Genomic DNA, 18,191 nt, shown 5'->3' on the forward strand with positions numbered 1-18,191 from the left:
ATATCTATGATTATTTTAAAATTTAGAACCAAATTCAAAACCTATTTGTAAAGAATCTATCAAAGAGCCTTTACTAAATCCATTTAAAATAAGATCTGCTTTTGTAGAAGATTTCTGCCATGGATATACAGCATAAGAAACATATGGTGTAATAAAAAATTTCTGACCAATAGGAAATTCAAAAGCCACTCTCGTCTTGAATCCAAATAAACCCATATAAAAATCGATAGAATCGGGAATAGTTTTTTCAGCCAATCCAATTCTATGTAATGTTCCACCTGTTTGATTAACCGAAAAATAAGCCTCTATGCTAAAAAAAGAATTTTTTAGAGACATAGGAATTCTAATCCCTGTACCAATATCAAATACACCGGAAATCCAACCTGTACTTTCTATAATTCCTTGCATACGAAACATCAAGCCATTTTTAGCCGTAATATCATAAGAAAAACCCACTGCAATTCCTGAAGCAGCCTCTCCTATATCCCATGTATCAATACCTTGAGCATACCAAATTCTATTTAATTGAAAAGAAGAAAACTCTCTAAAAGGTGCATTTTGAACTAACCATGCAGAAGAAACACCCCATCGTTGAGTTATTTTTTGAGCATATAATATATTAGTATTTAATAGTACTATTACTAGTAATAAATATTTTTTCATAGCCACTGCCCCAATAAGATAATATTATTGATTATAACATAATTTTAGTAATATTTCAATAATAATAAATATTATTATTGAAATATCGTCCTCTATTGTATAAAATATTAGAAAAAATTTATCAATTAGAGTAATTTAATCTTATTTTGGTTCGTATTTTGCTAATTTTGCTAATATAGAGGATAATATTACAAAACTATAAAAGTATTATATACTAATTATAGATATTATTGATCTATAGGGTTACTGTAACTATATGATTTTTGTTTTAATAAAAAAGAACATTTGTTAACACAGAGAAATAATATATAGATATATTTGTTAGTAGGTATTTTTTTAATAAAAATTAGTATAGTCTAGAATTAAAAAAGATCTATAATTTAAAATCATATTGTATTGTTAAGTATTTTATTTATTAAAATTAATTTATATATAATTTGTTAACATTTAAATAAAAATGATCATTATATTATTGTACAATAACTATTGACTTTTAAGTATATATAATATAGAATTATATTTATTACTGAATTATTATTAGACATAGCTATTATTATTTATAAATTATAAAGGAGATATTATTATGAAATATATCTTTCAAATTACAGTTATTAGTATTTTACTAATAACTAGCTCTTGTTCTATCTTACCACCTTCGGAGAAAAATCCTTTCAAAGAAGGATTTAACGATGCTTTTAAGCAAGTTAATTACTCTATAAGTAGTACAACTACTTCATGGAAAAAAACAGAAATAGATCAGGGTGCTCAAAAACAAACTCAATTACTTTTATCAGCTAATAGTTTTATAAAAGTTGCTGTTCAAACCTATAACGGAATATTTCCAAATGAAAATACTGCCGGTGATGGTCCTATTACTTATTCCCGTTATAATAACGAAATTGTAAATAAAATTTCTTTAGAAGGTGATTTGGTTATTGTAAATAATTTTAAATTAACAGAACCTAATTATACAACTTTTACAACACAAGATATTACAACTAAAATAAAAAATAAAGGTTTTGATACTATATATGAACTAACAACTTCCACAGAAAAAATTTGGGAAAGTCTAAAAGTTGGTGGTTCAGGAATTTGGAGAGGAGAAAGTGTGCTATATACAGAATATTTTCTTGTGAAAAAAAGTTCCAATAAATTACAAATGATAGCTGTCTCTTATGACAAAACATTAGATGAATACCAAACTTATGGACCTCTAGATGATACAGTATTAAATAATCCTAGTCTAAGTTATCATTTATAAAAGTATATTCGTATTAATATACTTTTATAGATATTATATCAATTTATATAAAAATCATTTAGCAAAAAAATATATTTAATATTATGTAAAAATTCATGGAGGTTTTGTATGAAAAAAACAAACCACAAAAATTGGGCAAAACTAGGGGTGGCTCTTGTAGTTGCTTCCAGTTTAATAGCATGTACTGTTGCTGAAAAAGGTAGCACTAGTACAGATATTAAAACATGGGATGCAAATACATTGTATCAAGCAGGTAGTTATGTTGCACAAGGTAGATCTGTTTTTAAATCTACTACTGCAGCTAAAGGTATATCTCCAAAAGATAGTCAATCTGATGCTAAGAATCCTATGGGTGCATGGGCAAAGTCATCTTTTGGAGACTTTAAAGACCAACAAAGAAGACTTGGTGTTAGAAGTGTTGGTCAAACAGAACCATCTCTTGGTGATATTAATTCATGGACTGAAGGTAAAACATACCATGGTAATGATTTAGTTTCAAAAAATGGTGAATATTATCAATCTATGTGGTGGAATCAGGATAACAATCCTGATCTTGATTTGTATAAAAATAATTATACAAGTGCTGATGGAACTCTTAATTGGGGACCTTGGGTATCATTAACTGAAAAACAAGCTTTAGAAATTTTAAAGCAACAGCAAGGTGCTGTAACACCTCCTACTGATCCTGAAGTGACCCCTCCTGTAACACCTCCTACTGATCCTGAAGTAACTCCTCCTGTAACAACACCTCCTACTAATGAAACTTTAAATTCATTTGTATGGTCTGATAAAGCTATTTATTTAGAAAATGATCTTGCTATTATTAGTGGATCTCCTGTTAGATTTTTCCGTTCTAAATGGTGGAATCAAAATCATACTCCTACAACACCTTATGCAAATGCTTGGGATTCTCCATGGGAAGAAATTTCAGAAGGAAGATTTGTAGAAATCTTAGAAAACGGTGGAGCAACACCTCCTACTGTAAAACCAGATCCTACTCCAGATCCTACTCCTCCTACTGATCCTACTGATCCTGAAGTAACTCCTCCTGTTACAACAAATCCTGGTTATGAATTTGTTCAACAAAATGGTTATATTCAAGAATGGTCATGGGAAGAATTACCTAGAGAATTACAAGAGGCATTTAATAAAAATTCTCTTAATTCATCTGATATCTTCGCTTCTGATGGTAAAACTGCTGTTGCAATGTTTACATCAAAAATTAATGCTGAACGATGGAATCTTCTTTTTCCAAGAAGAATTGGTTCTGAAGAATGGAAAAATAATACTGGATTAAATTCTGATGATTATTATTCTTTTGACAATTTTATTGATGCTTTAAATATTGTTGGAGATTATGCATATTTAATACAAGTTGCATTAGACGCTAGTACTTTAAAAGAAACATCTTTTGAAAGAAATTATGTTCTTCACAAACCAACTAGAAAAGTACGTTTAATTTCTCAAAGTGGTGATTATTTTGCTTCTGGTAATGAATGGTTACTTAACAGACCTCATAAATTAAAAACTGTAGATTTTGCTGCATTTGGTGCAGAAGGATCTAACAATGACAAAGCTAGAGGAATTGCAGGATTCTTAGCTCATGCATCTCATGAAACTAGTGGTTCTTGGTCTTCAGCACCTGGAACACCATTTGACAAAAGTAAGTTTCCAGGAGCTACTTTTCCAGATTATATCACAACAGAATTACCTGGTTTATTAGCATGGTCTCTTTATTTTAATGAAGAAGTAGCTTATGCTGGTTCTACATCTAGTCATTATCAAGATAATAACAATAAAGTGTTCCCACCAGTAGCTGGACAATCTTATCATGGTAGAGGTGCTTTCCAATTATCATGGAACTATAACTACGGACTAATGTCAGCTATGTTCTTTGGTACTTCTAAAGTTCTTTTAGAAAATCCTAATTTAATCATGACAGGTGGGGTTATACCTACTGGTTGGATTAAAGGACAAAGAATTTCTGGTGGTACTTTAGCATTCTTAACATCTGTTTCATTCTGGTTAACACCTCAAGGTGCAAAACCATCTCAACAAGATACTATGATTCTTAATAGAAACGATGGTAGATATATTGCAGGTGTTGCTAAATTAACAGAAGCTCCAGGCCTAGGTGAGCCAGGTTATGGTTGGACTATTAATATTATGAACGGCGGCTTTGAAGCTGGTAAATCTTGGGTTGAAGGTAATGCGAAATACGATTCAAAAGTTGCTCGTAGAGTAAAACATTATGTATTTTTCACTCAAAGTTTAGGTGGAAATAATGAAGGCGAAGTACTTGATACTGTCAAATCTCATTCTTACTAAACTAAAACTAAATCAATTTGTATCATAAACAAATAAAAAAAGACACCTCTGTTATAGAGGTGTCTTTTTTATTAGAATTAAAAATAAAGATGAAATACTAGAATAATTATAAAAAAAAAGCAAATATAGATATATATCTATATTTGCTTTTTTTTTGAGATTCTACTCATTACTCGAAGTGGGACTTGAACCCACACACCAAAGGCGGTAGATTTTGAGTCTACTGCGTCTACCAGTTCCGCCATTCGAGCATATAATAATAATTATACAACATTTTTTTTATTATGTCAATAAATCATATGATATCTTTAACTCTATTAAATTTATTTGATTTATAAGTATACAATATTTTGATTTTTTTTGATAAATAATTTATAATACTTAATGCAATATATTACTTTATTGATATATTTTTTCTTCTTAATAGGTAATATAGGATATACTCAAACTATTTCTACAGCAGAAGTTACAAATATATCTTATACATCTATTCCACAATACGAATTACCTACACGTTATATTGTCGATAACTATTCTACTCTTTATCCTCAAGAAAACCCATTTCGTCGTGCTGATATTGTGTTTTTTTTATCTATTCCTATAACAATGTTTATTATGCAAAATATTATTAATTTTATTAACATTTTAAATATTACTTTAGATAATTATAATTCTGATCTCGGACGAGATAATCTTGGTTTTACCTCAGGTGAATGGAATTATATTATTTCAGCAATTATTTTAATTCCTATTGGCGTGATGATTTATGATACCGTATATATTAAACAATATCCTATCATTCCTTCTTTTAGTCAGAAAAACTTTAAAGAAAGTCGTATGAATTTTTCTATTTATCGTTTACAATTTTAATAATCATTATATATTATAACATTTTTATCAATCCAAAAATAAGGAGTAATCTATGTCTCTTGTTACAAAAAAAATTTATGAACTATCTACTATGTTATCATCAAAAGAAATTTCATCTCTAGAATTAACGCAAGCATATTTAGATAATATTCAACAAGATAACAAAAATATTATTCCTACAAACGCATATATTACTGTTACTCCAGAACTTGCATTAGAAGGTGCCAAAAAAGCTGATAAAAAAATTCAAAGTCATACTCATACCTCATTGACTGGAATACCTTTAGGTGTCAAAGATTTAATTAATGTAAAAGATATACCTATGACTTGTGCGTCTAAAATATTAACAGGTTATATATCTTCTTACGATGCAACTGTTATCCAAAAATTAATTAGAAATGAAGGAATGCCTCATTTAGGTAAATTAAATATGGATGAGTTTGCTATGGGGTCGTCCAATGAAACTTCTTATTATGGTGCTGTAAAAAATCCCCATAATAGAGAATTTAGTCCTGGTGGCTCTTCGGGTGGTTCAGCTGCAGCCATCGCAGGTAATCTTGCTCCTATTACTTTGGGTACAGATACAGGTGGTTCTATACGTCAGCCAGCAGCATTTTGTGGTTGTGTTGGTTTCAAACCTACTTATGGTCGTATATCTCGTTATGGAGCAACAGCATTTGCTTCTTCTTTAGATCAAATTGGCCCTATTGCTAAATGTGTTACTGATGCTACCATGCTATATCAAGCTATGGCAGGTTACGATCCAAAAGATAGTACTTCTTCAAAAAATCCAATTGAAATTATTAATAATTCTAAAGACATCAAAGGATTAAAAATAGGTTTACCAAAAGAATTTTTTGTAGATGCCTTAGATAATGAAATTAAAGAACAAGTTTTACAAACTGCTAAAGAATTAGAAAAACAAGGTGCTATTTTATCTGAAGTTTCTATCCCTTATATAAAACATGCACCTGCAATTTATTATATTATTGCTCCAGCAGAAGCTTCAGCAAATCTTGAACGTTTTGATGGTATTAGATACGGTAATAGAGAAATGGCTAATATACTATCAGAAACATATATTAAAAGTCGTACAGAAGGTTTTGGATCTGAAGTAAAACGTCGTATTATACTAGGAACATTTATTCTATCTTCAGAGTCTTATGATTCATTTTTTTTAAAAGCACAACAAGTACGTAGTGTATTAATAGAAGAATACACTAAAGCTTTTGATAGTGTTGATTTATTATTAGGGCCGACAACACCTACACCTGCTTTCAAAATTAATGAAAAAATCCATGATCCTGTATCTATGTATCTTAACGATATTTTCACTATATCTGCAAATTTAGTAGGAACTCCGGCTATTTCTATCCCTATAGGATTATCAAAATCTCAACAATTACCAATAGGATTACAACTTACTGCTCGTTGTTTTGATGAAGCAGCTTTATTTAAAGGTGCTCATGCTATAGAATCTTTATTTCTATAATATTATTATAAATATAAAAAAAGAAGAAGTTAAAACTTCTTCTTTTTTTATATTTATAATAATATTATTTTACTACTGAAGGATTCGCTTCTTGAATAAGATAATTCAATAACTCTTCATTACCTCTTTCTCCAGCCCACATTGCTGCATTTTTTTCAGAATTATCAGTAATAGAAGTCAATGCTCCTTTTCCTATTAAATATTTAGCTATAGTTACTTGTCCCCAAATAATAGAACGAATAAGAGCTGTTTGCCCATAGATATTTTGAATATTTAAACCAGCACCAGCTTTAATAAGGTCTTTAACAATATCTAAAAGTCCCTCACTAGCAGCAAACATTAACGCTGTCCAACCAGTTTTATCTTGTGTATTAAGATCTGCACCTTTTTGTATTAGCGTTTTAACAATATTTATATTTTTAGAGTTAACAGCATACATAAGTGGTGTTCTTCCATTATCATCTTTATCATTAATTTCAGCACCTCTTAATAAGAGAGCATCAATTAGTTTTGTACTACCTAAGCGTGATGCATAAATTAATGGTGACATTAATGCACTATCTTTGTATGATATATTTGCTCCCTTTTCAATAAGAAATAGTGCAATATCAATATTATTATTTCTTAAAGCATGAATAATAGGTGTTCTACCATTTTTATCTATAGAATTAATATCAAATTTATTTTCTATAAGGTATTGAACAATATTTATATGACCATTTTCAATAACATAATTTAATACTGTTTTACCATGAATATCTCTTAAAGCAGCTAAAGCGCCTTTATCAACTAAATACGAGAAGATTCCTAAATCTCCTATTTCACCAGCAACCATTAACGCTGTTCTTTTATCAGCATCAAAAGTGTTAATATTTGCTTGATTATCCAACAGTAATCTAATAATTAATAAATCTTTTTTTCTGATAGCATTAATCAGTGCTGTTTGACCTAAACGACCTCTATTATTAACATCAGCTCCATTACTAATAGTAAAATTTACAGCATTAGCATAACCTTTACTAGCAGCAACCATCATTGGTGTATTTCCATTAATATCAGAATCTTCAATATTTTGCCCAGTATCAATTTTATTTTTTAATTCAATAATAAAATTTTCTTCTTCTATAGAAGCCATCGGCATAACAATGACACCAGAAATTATTCCATTTTTAGTTAGTTCTTCTTTTTTTGTAATAGCTCCTTGCACTTGTGATAACATATCACTTGCAACTTTAATAGCTTCAGCAACTCTTGTTGTTGCTGTATCTAAAGCTGATTGGAGTGTTTGATCAGGATTATCAGTATATACATATTCACCATCATACTCGCTATCATACTCATATTCATCATCTAGAACTACATCTTGTTCATTGATCTCTTGAGCTGTAATATCTTGAGCAAAAACATAAGGAGATAATATTAATAAATACAATAATAAAATATTTTTCATAGATTCTTCCTAATTCAGTTTAAAATATAAATATATATCGGTATTATTTATTTCTTCTTAATACATTTATATATATATTAAATCTCCTATTCTAAGATCAGAGTTAAAATTAGATGTTTGAATAATATCTCCACCTAATTTTAAAACATTTATAAAACCAACTTTATCCATTTTAAAAATATCTTGACCAGAAACCCTGTAAACTTTTAATTGCTGATTCTGAAAAACTCGTTTACCTGCAGTTAAAATAATTAAGACATGATTTTCATCTACAATATTTAACACATATCCATCTGGATTTCGCATATATATTATTTTATATTCAGGAGTAATAAATTCCATATTGTTTAATACTTTTTTTATTTTTTCGTTTACATTTTTTGGAATATTTATAGGAGTTTTATCTTGTATAATATTATTAGCTACAAGAGTTTTATTTTTTGAATTTTCTAATTGCAATATAATAGTTTTATAAAGTTTATCTACCACACTATCTCGAGAATTATTAAATAAATAAACTCGTAAAATTTGTTGATAAGCACTAATGGCTGTACTATAATCTTTTTTTAGAACTAATTCATCAGCACTTTGAATAGCTTTACTAATTTTATCATGATCTATATTTTGAGTAAACTCAACATATTTATAAGCAAAATTAGTAACTTCTGGTAATTCTTTATTAATGTTCTTAATATATTGTTCAATTTCTTTTTTCGACACTTTATTATTTGAAACTTTTTCTATAAAAAAATTTATTTTATCAATAATTATTTGTGAATCTTTAGTATTCTCAAAATTTTTAGGTGTAATAAATTTTTGTTCTAATGATTTAATTTGGTTGCTTTGTATATCTAATTTTTTATTAAGTTTCATTACTTCTTTATCTTTTTGTATAAATTCTCTATTTAAAGATATAAAATACAAATCAGCTCTTTTTCTATTCTTTAGATATTGATGAGATAAATCATTTTCATATATTTTCTCTATATTATTTAGTGAAATTTCAGCTTGAGCATATTTTTTTTCTGAAATATTTTGCTGTATATTAATAAAATATTTAAAAATTCTTTGCTCTATTTTTTGAGATTCTTTATCTTTATATATTTTTTCTATATCTACTTGAGGTTGTTTTATCACTATTGTTTCTAATTTTTCTTTAGAAAATTCTAATTTTTCTTTAACTTCTTCTAATTGTCGTTGTAATTCATCTTGTTGTTGTAAATTTTTTTGAAATTGTTCGAATTTCTTTTTTTCTATGTTTTCATTTTCTACTTTTGATAAATCAATATTTTGTTTAATTAACTCTAATTTTTGATTGTATTCCTGTCGTAATAAATCCTGCTCTAATTGATTTTTTCCACTTAATTTAGATAGTAATTCTTTTTGTAATAAAGCTTTTTCAATTTCAAGTTTTTGTTGAGATTCTTGTTGTATTTTTAATAAAATATTAGAGAATTCTAGTTCTATATTTTCTAATTTACTACGTAATTCTTGTAATTCCAATTCTTTCAAAAGAAGATTTTGTTCATATTGTTTATTAATTTCTTCTATCAAAGTAGTTTCCAAAACTTTTACACCATTTTGCCCTGAAACTAATCGTACTTGTTGTTCTTTAAACACACTATATACTACTATCGCTCCAAATATTGCTATTAAACAAGCGATCAAATCTAAATACAACACAAATTTATAATTAGATCTTGTTTTTTGCATAATACTAAATTCATTATTTTTCTTAGATAATATTTCACGATCAATTTGATGGAAAATTTCTTGTTTATTTAATTCGACTAGATTGTCTTCTAATACCATATAAAAACCTTTTATAATTATAACTAATTATAACATGGTACTTAATTTTATACAATTTTATCAACTATTTGTAAATAACAATAAAATTATCGAATTCCAGCTAAGAAATATATAGACCCATTTTCTTGTTTAAAAACTGTTAAAGAATAACTATTATTTAAGAAAAATCCTTGTATTAGAGAATTTGGATGAATACTCACAGGAGGTGGAGAAACAAGCTGTATAGGATCCCATTGATTAAATATATTCAATCCTGCAAAAATTAATTGCTGATTAGCATTTGCACGAACATATAATAATTGGCCTAATTCATTCCCTGTAATTGTATACCTTTCATTCCAACCAGTAATAATTTGCCCTGAGAAAAATGTTTGTAGATTTTTTACAGTAAATAATTGAAAAAAATCTTGATTTTGATTTACTGTACCAATAAATATATCTTCATGTGCACCTAAACTGTTTTTATAAGTAGATATATTTATTTTAGGATGCTCTACAGCACTGATTCTATCTATTTCAAGCCAACGTCTTTTGTTATTTGAACTTTCTTGATATATAGCAACAACAACTTCTTTTTTTGTATTATCCATCCAAACACTATAAGCAAATTCTGCACCCATTGTAACTTGCATTTTTTGAATATCAAAATTAAAGATACTATCTACTGTTGGAATCCATAATAAATTATTATAATAACCAGTAATAACATGTTTATCAGCAACTAAAGAAACATAAGTTTTCGTACCATTAACCCAAGTATTTAATTGACTTATATTTTTATAAGATTTTTTTAATAAATCATTTTCCACAATATTTATGATTCCATTACGATCAACATCATTAAAAACCATAACTTTAGAATTATTAGTAATAGCTAAGACTGTTGCTGTTTGTCTATATAATGGTAAAATAACTATTTCTCCAATTTCCATAGGATCTTTTGTAATAATAAGAGGTTCCCAAGTCAATGTCGGATTTCGATCCGTTCCTTCTAGTGTTCCTTTGAACATTCTAAACCAAACACCTTTTTTATTTTGAGTTCTTTGATTAAAAAGTATTGGATCAGAAATAACAGATGTAGATGGTGTTATTCTACAATAAACTTCTCGAATAGTAGTTGTTGTTTCCATAATTGAATATTTCAAAATTTTATCTATCGGAGTAATACTAGGAAGAAGAGAATTAGGTAATGTGTTAATATCAGGATACTTTGAAGTCTGAATATTTTGATCTGTTGTATATGCTACATATACAACATTACTAAAAACTTTTACATCAAATTCAATAATATTTTCAGCATCAACATCAAGAGCAAAAGTGTCTCTTCTTATATTTTCAAGTATATTTGGCGTTTCATTTCTCCATGTACGTATCTGTAATTGTTGACTTCCAGAAATTCCTGGAGTAATAATAGAACATGAAGAAAATATTATTATGAAAAGCGGAAATGTTATTATAGTTTTTAACATAATTTTATCCATTTTTTAAAATTTAAGTATTATGATTGATAATTAAAATACTCAATTATCATCGGTATTTACTTATACTACTGAAATTTTATTTATATATTTTTCAAAATTAACTTCAATTTTTTTAATTATTTCAAGTAACTAGAAAAAGATTGATTCAAATAGTAAATCACGCTATTATATGACATCCCTGTATAATTAGAGAACTATACATGAAAAATGTTTTGATATAATTATATTTTTTTATTAACACAAATTATACTATAATGAAAAAGATATTCTATATACATATAACACGCATATAGAATATCTTTTATTATAAATAATTAACCGTGTCCATTCTCAATATTTGGAGGTTTTGGATGCTGTTCTTGTTCAAATAAAACTACAGAGTCTAGTAATGCCCCAGCCTTGGAGTATTGCCACTCTTCACTCAATACACCCTTTTCAGGATGATTATATTCAAAAATCATTGCACCTGCAAATACAAATCCTCCAGCTTTAGCATTAAGTCCTTTATAGGTAACTTTTCCCGTATACAAACCAATAACATCCATAGATCCCCATAATGCTCCCCCCATAGTTGCTACATCAACTTTAACTTCTGGATGTCCATTAATGATAACTTCAAAGCTAGAATAAGCACGCCAATTATTTCTTGAAGAGAATCCAGCTGCATAGTCATAATCTCCCTGAGCTCTACCTTTTATAACAGCAGAACTTCCGAATCCACCAAAGTTTTTAATTTGTGTTTGTGCTTCTATAATTGTTAAGTCAACATCTTTAGCAAAATCTTCTAAATCAACAGGATATCTCCATACAACATCTGTTTTACTAAATACTCCCATTGCTCCACCACCATCAACTGCTTTAACCATATAAACATAGCGTCTAATAGGATAAGTATTAAAGGTTAAGGTATAAGCAGCATTTTGAGAGGCACCCAAATATTTGAAATGATTTTCGTTTAGTTTATTAGGATCTGAATTCCTATTATCTAATATAGCTCTATAAATATTATATGAACGAGCTCCTTCGACTCTAGTCCAAGCTATTGTCATAGATTTGGTAGCTGTCTTATTATTTATCACTCTTATGTCTTGAGGAGCATCTATTTTTTTGATTATACCTTTTATTGGGTTCGATGGTACACTTTGTCCATTTATAGTATTAACTTGAATTTTATAAAAAAGTTCTTTGGATAAGTTACTACCTATATCATATACATGATCTATAGATATTCTCTTAGAACTAGTATTGTTTACGCTTCCTACAATTTCATAAGTTCCTATAAGAGTATCAGAATAAGTGACTGTATAAGAAGATGCATTTTCAACTTTATCCCAAGTAATAACTACTTTTTCTCCAAAAGAATCTGAAGTCGTAATATTAATAGGTGGTTTATTTGCCCACCCTTCTTTAATATCTGACGATGTTCCAGGGAGAGGATTTAAAGCTGTTACTGTGTAGAAAAAAGTATAAGAACTATCTGACACTCTATCATTGTATGAGGTTTCTGTTGTTTGTACAATAACTTCCCAAGGTCCTGTTTTTAAGGTTGATCGTGCAATTTCATAAGAAGTCGCTCCGTCAACTTTTGTCCAATTCAAATTAACATTTAGAGGATCAGTACCTTGTGAAGCTGTAAATCCTGATGGTTTTTCAAGTGTTTGATCAGTTTTGAGAAAACTTCTAATAATAGAGCTTTGATTAATCGCACTATTATTATTATAGATAATATAATAATAATAGATTATACCAGCTTTCACATCTTTATCAATATATTCCATTGCTTCTGTATGGTCAATTGTCTTAATGAGCGTTCCACTTTCATCTAACTTTTCAGAACGAAATATTTGATATTTTGTAGCATATTGATATTTATTCCAAGTTAATACTATTTTATCACTGTATATACCTGCTAATGAATTTAGACCCAAATTAGCACTAAATACAGCACCTTGTATGGGTTTAGATGGATTTGGACTTGGAATCCCATCTTTATCCAAAGAAGTAATTCTATAATAATATACCTCATCTTCTTTGACATCTGAATCTATATAATGTAAATATACCACTTTATCAACAATATTCCAATTAATATTATCTTTACTTTTTTCAATCTCATAAGAGACAGCATTATCAACTCTCTTCCAATCCAAACGCAAAGATTTTGTTGATTTTCCTGTGTCTATAGTAATATCACTTGGTGAAACAAATCCACCCCCAGCTCCAGCATAACCCTTTGTTGATTCTGTTAAGAACATAGCAGTACCAACACTATTATAACCTTGAACTTTATAATAATATGTAATACCTTTGACTATATCAGTATCTATTAATTCAGCATTTTTTATACGAGAGCTTATAGGAACATAAGTACTATTTTCAGAAGAACTTCTTAGTACTACAAAATTAGCATAATACTTAGTTTTGATCCATGATATTTGAATCTTATCATCGAATTTCCCTTGTGTCGCTATAGCTACAAAACGATTCGCTGTTTCATCAGTTAAACTTGATATTTGACAACTACTTAAAGTTATCAAAAGTATTATAAATAAATTATTAATAATTTTCATAGTAATATCCTAATAATGAGCTGGCTTAGTAGCCGGTTCTGTAAACCAAATACCTCGCACATCACCAAGAAGATTTCCAGCGGCACCATTAATAGAACCAACATCAAAAGAAGCATTTTCTACAGAATACCCTAACCAATCAGAGAATACATACAATCCTGTCATTGATTCTGTAGTTGTTTCATTATTAAACCATTGCACAGAATCTTTTTTAGTACCATTAGCTGGATATTCAGAATTTTCAATCCAATTATCTTGAGCTGAACCTCTTGAATGTCTTACTCTATAAGTAGAGGCTAATGTTACATCACCCCATGTAAGATACATATGATTAGCTCCACCTAAACCAACTACTTTTTCCACACCTTTTGGAGAAAGATGTCCTTTAGCCCATGTTGCTCTTCCAAAACCATTACCATCAGCCCAATGTGCCGGAATACTAACATAATCAGGTGCTGGTAAAATATCACTTGGATTAATTGCAGATCCTGACTCAATTGTAGATGGAGCACTTTTTTGTCCAGCAAAAGTCGCTATGATTTGATATTCATAAAAAGGATATACAAAATCAATACCTACACCAGATCCTTGTAATTCTGATTTCGTCAAAGATATATCCGAGTATGCCAATGATGTTAGATTATCTTTTAGTACTTCAAATTTTGTTGTACCTTTTTTTCTTCTATATATGGTATAATAATCAATATATTCAGATGATATTTGCTTATCCCATGTTAAGTCAATATTCCCTACTATAGAAGTGATAAGCCATTCTTTTTTAACAGTCCCTACCATCGAAGTATCTGATCCCCAATATACATGCGATTCAACATTGACCTCTGAGGTATTAGTAATAAAAATACGCGTATTAGTAGAGATAGTAGCTATTACTGGAGGTGCTGGAGATGAACTAGTATAAAACTTAGAAGTACCCTCACCCGGTAAATTACCTATATTATTATTAAGAGCTTGCAACCTATACTCCCATTGAGAACCAAACGCTTCATTAGGTATAGTATATTCTAATAAAGAAGTGTTATCAATAATAATATTTGTAATATTATTATTATCAATTTTAGACAAACGATAAGTAACAGCACTATGATCTATAGCTTTCCAAGATAAAATTAGTTGATATGGATAAACAGATTTGTCTAGACGAATATCAAGCTCAGATGCAGGTAAAAAGTCTGCAGGATCGATTGCTTGCCCAACAATAGGTGTACTAAATCCTGATTCTTGACCTTTAGAAAATGATTTGATTTTATAATAATAAGAAGGATAAGTCCAAACTCCATCAACTACAGTGCCTGTAAAATTAGGAAGTGAATAATCAGTATATTTTGCATTCTTTATAAAAGGAACAACTAATTCGTAATCTTTTTCTTCCGTTTCAGATCGATAGACTTGGTAATAATCAGAAAAAATATCATTATCCCAAGATAATGCAATACCACCAACAGTACTGATAGCTTTAACTCCCTTTGGAGCTATTTTAGTAGAACCTTCTAAAGGTGACCCTGTTGATAATTTTTCTTTTATAATACCATTCAAATCTTTACCTATAGATGAAACTTTATAAAAATAATGTGATCCTGAATCAACTTTATAATCAATATATTTTAACTCTTCAGAGGAATTAAAAGCAACTTCTGCTATTTCAGTAAAAACACCTGCTGCACTAATAGATCTATACACTCTAAAAACATCGGTTGAATTTCCAGCCCAAAAAATTTCAATTTTATCTGAATATTGCGCTATGTATGTTTTTAAATTTGTTGGTTCCATTATTTGATCGTAAGGTTTATAAGAACGAAGTCCCTTATAGACATCAGATTGCCCTATCAATCTATTTTTAGAATTAAACGCTTGGATTTGATAGTATGTATCTTGTCCAGATATACTCTCTGTATCTAGCAATGTATTTTGAGCTAGATTATCTCTGAAAACTGACAAACTGTTAGCATTCATCCCTCTTAACACTTTCACTCTTGCAAAATCCCATTGGGTTTCCCATTCAAGAAGTATACCTGTATCTAAAGCATTGTATGATACTTTAGTTTTGATAAAAACAGCATTCTGTGTTTCTTCCAAAAAAGTTTGAGAACATGATACAAAAATTAAACAAATAAATAATAAATATTTTCGCACTGTTTTCCTCACAAATCTAAATTTTAATAATAATAATAACATGTTGATATTGTAAGAAATCCTCCTTCATAGTGAATTTAATGAGTTGAAAAAATAAAACTCAATTTAATTATATCAAAAAATCGTGTTTTAGTCAATCTTTAATCTTATCTATTTTAAATTAGTGCCGACTACTATTAATTATTTACAAACATATGATTGACTAAGTATATCATAATATACTATAATATACTGTAATATGTCATAATATATTATATAATAACTATATTTGGAGAAATTTATGCCAAAAGAATTTGATATTATACGAGCAGGTGCTTTACTCGATTTTAATTTAAAATATTGTCACTCTTCTTTTGAATTATTAGAGAGTAAAGGTTTCAACCGTATACTTAATATGTATTTAGAAGTTAGTGAAAAAAATAGAAGTATTGTTTACAGCTATCTCACTTCTATATATAACGAAAAAGATTTACAAGAAGTCTTAGTTAGTATGCTCAAAGTATTATCTATCCAAGAACTTGATGACGAATATCCTCTATATAAAAAATTCATCCAAGATATAGCGAAATTCAATACATTTATAGACGAGCTTTATTCTTTTTGGTTAAAAATTGAAAGGTATGCTATTTTTTATTATGATAGAAATTCTCGTTCTGGACTTGCTAAAGGAGAATTAATTATTGCTATTGATGAATTAACAAACCTTATAATTGATACTCGTCGTAGTATCAAAAAACATGTGTCATTCAAAGTTAGTATGGTTCTTCGTCAATCACGCAGTAGTGTAAATGCAGGTATAAGTCTGGCTAAAGTCCCATGGAAATGTCCATCTAACTATGGTAACATCAATGAAATACCATTCATTCAAGAACTTGTATTAATGCCTCCTTTTATTGTTTATCCCAAAATGAATACGCGTAAAGGTACTTTTAATGAAATAAATTATAATCCTATAGAAAACATTCAATTAGATCTTAATGACTGGTTTTGTTATCCTATCAAAGTTGGTGCGTATCTTGTATTTACTTATTTTCCAAGAGATTTTATGTCTCAAGGGATTACTTTGTGTAATCTATTTGAAACTGCTGCTCCTACAGAATATGAGAACAAAAAACCAGATATGGTCTATGTTTATGCTTTTAATGATCAAGATAGTAAATTAAAAACCGATTTTTTTCATGATAAAAAAAATGATATTATGGTTGGATTTATTAACAAAAGTGATGATATTGATTATTTTGGTTATATGAAAAAAATGCTTCTCACCCTTCATAATGTCAAAGCTCTTGGAAATAAAGAGCTTCCTATACATGGTGCTATGGTAAAAATTACTCTTAAAAATGGTATTAACAAAAATGTCGTTATTATGGGAGATAGTGGAGCTGGAAAATCAGAAAGCTTAGAAGCCTTCCGATCTCTTACTCAAGATTATTTACAAAAAATGGTTATTATTTTTGATGATATGGGAATCTTCAAACTAAATGAAGGTAAGCCTCTTGCTTATGGAACTGAAATTGGTGCTTTTGTTCGTCTTGATGATTTAGATCAAGGTTATGCTTATAAAGAACTCGATAGATCTATTTTTATGAATCCTGATAAAATAAATGCTCGAGTTATTATTCCAGTATCAACTTACGAAGAAATAACCGCAGGTGAACCAGTAGATTATTTCTTATATGCAAATAACTATTCTAATTCTGAGCAAGCTATTACTTTCTTTGATAAAATAGATGATGCCTTAGAGGTATTTATTTCTGGCAAACGGATGGCTAAAGGAACAACATCAGAATCAGGTATTGTAGAATCATTCTTCGCAAATCCTTTTGGTCCTGTACAACGACAAGAAGAAACTCTAACTCTTATTGATGCTTATTTTAAAGATATGTTCAATAAAAAAGTTAAAGTTGGAATGATACATACTAAACTTGGTATTCCTGGACACGAACAAAGTGGTCCTAAAGATGCTGCAAAAAGTTTATTTGAGATGATCTTAAACGAAAAATAAAATATTTAAATAAAAAAATCAGTTCTATAAAGAACTGATTTTTTTTACGCTTTTTTAATTATTAAATTCTAATCAATACTCATAGATGAATATGAATACTTCTATATA

General features: G+C 28.7%; 11 protein-coding genes and 1 tRNA gene. 5 read left to right on the forward strand and 7 right to left on the reverse strand.

The features are described from left to right. Nucleotides 1-15: 15 nt before the first annotated feature. Complete coding sequence (locus KFW21_04290; protein ID MDK2818649.1) at nucleotides 16-663, reverse strand: hypothetical protein; 648 nt, start codon at nucleotides 661-663, stop codon at nucleotides 16-18. 583 nt (nucleotides 664-1,246) lie between these two features. On the opposite strand from KFW21_04290, the gene KFW21_04295 reads away from it, so the two are divergent. Further along, nucleotides 1,247-1,924, forward strand: coding sequence for a hypothetical protein (locus KFW21_04295; GenBank protein ID MDK2818650.1), 678 nt, complete (start codon nucleotides 1,247-1,249; stop codon nucleotides 1,922-1,924). Nucleotides 1,925-2,032: 108 nt separating this feature from the next. After that, complete coding sequence (locus tag KFW21_04300) at nucleotides 2,033-4,252, forward strand: hypothetical protein (GenBank protein ID MDK2818651.1); 2,220 nt, start codon at nucleotides 2,033-2,035, stop codon at nucleotides 4,250-4,252. 170 nt (nucleotides 4,253-4,422) lie between these two features. On the opposite strand, the gene KFW21_04305 is transcribed toward KFW21_04300, so the two are convergent. After that, nucleotides 4,423-4,503, reverse strand: a tRNA-Leu gene (locus KFW21_04305). Between the two features lie 133 nt (nucleotides 4,504-4,636). On the opposite strand from KFW21_04305, the gene KFW21_04310 reads away from it, so the two are divergent. Together KFW21_04310 and gatA are read left to right on the forward strand one after the other, a co-directional pair. Next, nucleotides 4,637-5,122: a hypothetical protein gene (locus KFW21_04310; GenBank protein ID MDK2818652.1), complete on the forward strand. Its 486-nt coding sequence runs from the start codon at nucleotides 4,637-4,639 to the stop codon at nucleotides 5,120-5,122. Between the two features lie 52 nt (nucleotides 5,123-5,174). Then, nucleotides 5,175-6,614, forward strand: coding sequence for an Asp-tRNA(Asn)/Glu-tRNA(Gln) amidotransferase subunit GatA (gatA, locus tag KFW21_04315; GenBank protein MDK2818653.1), 1,440 nt, complete (start codon nucleotides 5,175-5,177; stop codon nucleotides 6,612-6,614). Nucleotides 6,615-6,678: 64 nt separating this feature from the next. Here the strand turns inward: gatA and KFW21_04320 are convergent, their stop codons facing one another. The 5 genes from KFW21_04320 to KFW21_04340 form a co-directional block, all read right to left on the reverse strand. Further along, nucleotides 6,679-8,064, reverse strand: coding sequence for an ankyrin repeat domain-containing protein (locus tag KFW21_04320; protein MDK2818654.1), 1,386 nt, complete (start codon nucleotides 8,062-8,064; stop codon nucleotides 6,679-6,681). A 66-nt stretch (nucleotides 8,065-8,130) separates the two neighbouring features. Further along, complete coding sequence (locus KFW21_04325) at nucleotides 8,131-9,876, reverse strand: hypothetical protein (protein ID MDK2818655.1); 1,746 nt, start codon at nucleotides 9,874-9,876, stop codon at nucleotides 8,131-8,133. An 86-nt stretch (nucleotides 9,877-9,962) separates the two neighbouring features. After that, on the reverse strand, nucleotides 9,963-11,345 hold the full coding sequence (locus KFW21_04330; GenBank protein ID MDK2818656.1) for a hypothetical protein: 1,383 nt from the start codon (nucleotides 11,343-11,345) through the stop codon (nucleotides 9,963-9,965). 326 nt (nucleotides 11,346-11,671) lie between these two features. After that, complete coding sequence (locus KFW21_04335; GenBank protein ID MDK2818657.1) at nucleotides 11,672-13,927, reverse strand: hypothetical protein; 2,256 nt, start codon at nucleotides 13,925-13,927, stop codon at nucleotides 11,672-11,674. Nucleotides 13,928-13,936: 9 nt separating this feature from the next. Then, nucleotides 13,937-16,078 carry a hypothetical protein gene (locus tag KFW21_04340; GenBank protein ID MDK2818658.1) on the reverse strand — a complete coding sequence of 714 codons (2,142 nt, stop codon included), beginning with the start codon at nucleotides 16,076-16,078 and terminating at the stop codon, nucleotides 13,937-13,939. Nucleotides 16,079-16,358: 280 nt separating this feature from the next. Between KFW21_04340 and KFW21_04345 the strand changes: the two genes are divergently transcribed. After that, nucleotides 16,359-18,083, forward strand: coding sequence for a phosphoenolpyruvate carboxykinase (locus tag KFW21_04345; protein MDK2818659.1), 1,725 nt, complete (start codon nucleotides 16,359-16,361; stop codon nucleotides 18,081-18,083). The last annotated feature ends 108 nt before the right edge of the window (nucleotides 18,084-18,191 follow it).

This window comes from Spirochaetota bacterium (assembly GCA_030154445.1).
In the GTDB taxonomy this organism is placed as follows: Bacteria; Spirochaetota; Brevinematia; order Brevinematales; family Brevinemataceae; genus Brevinema_A.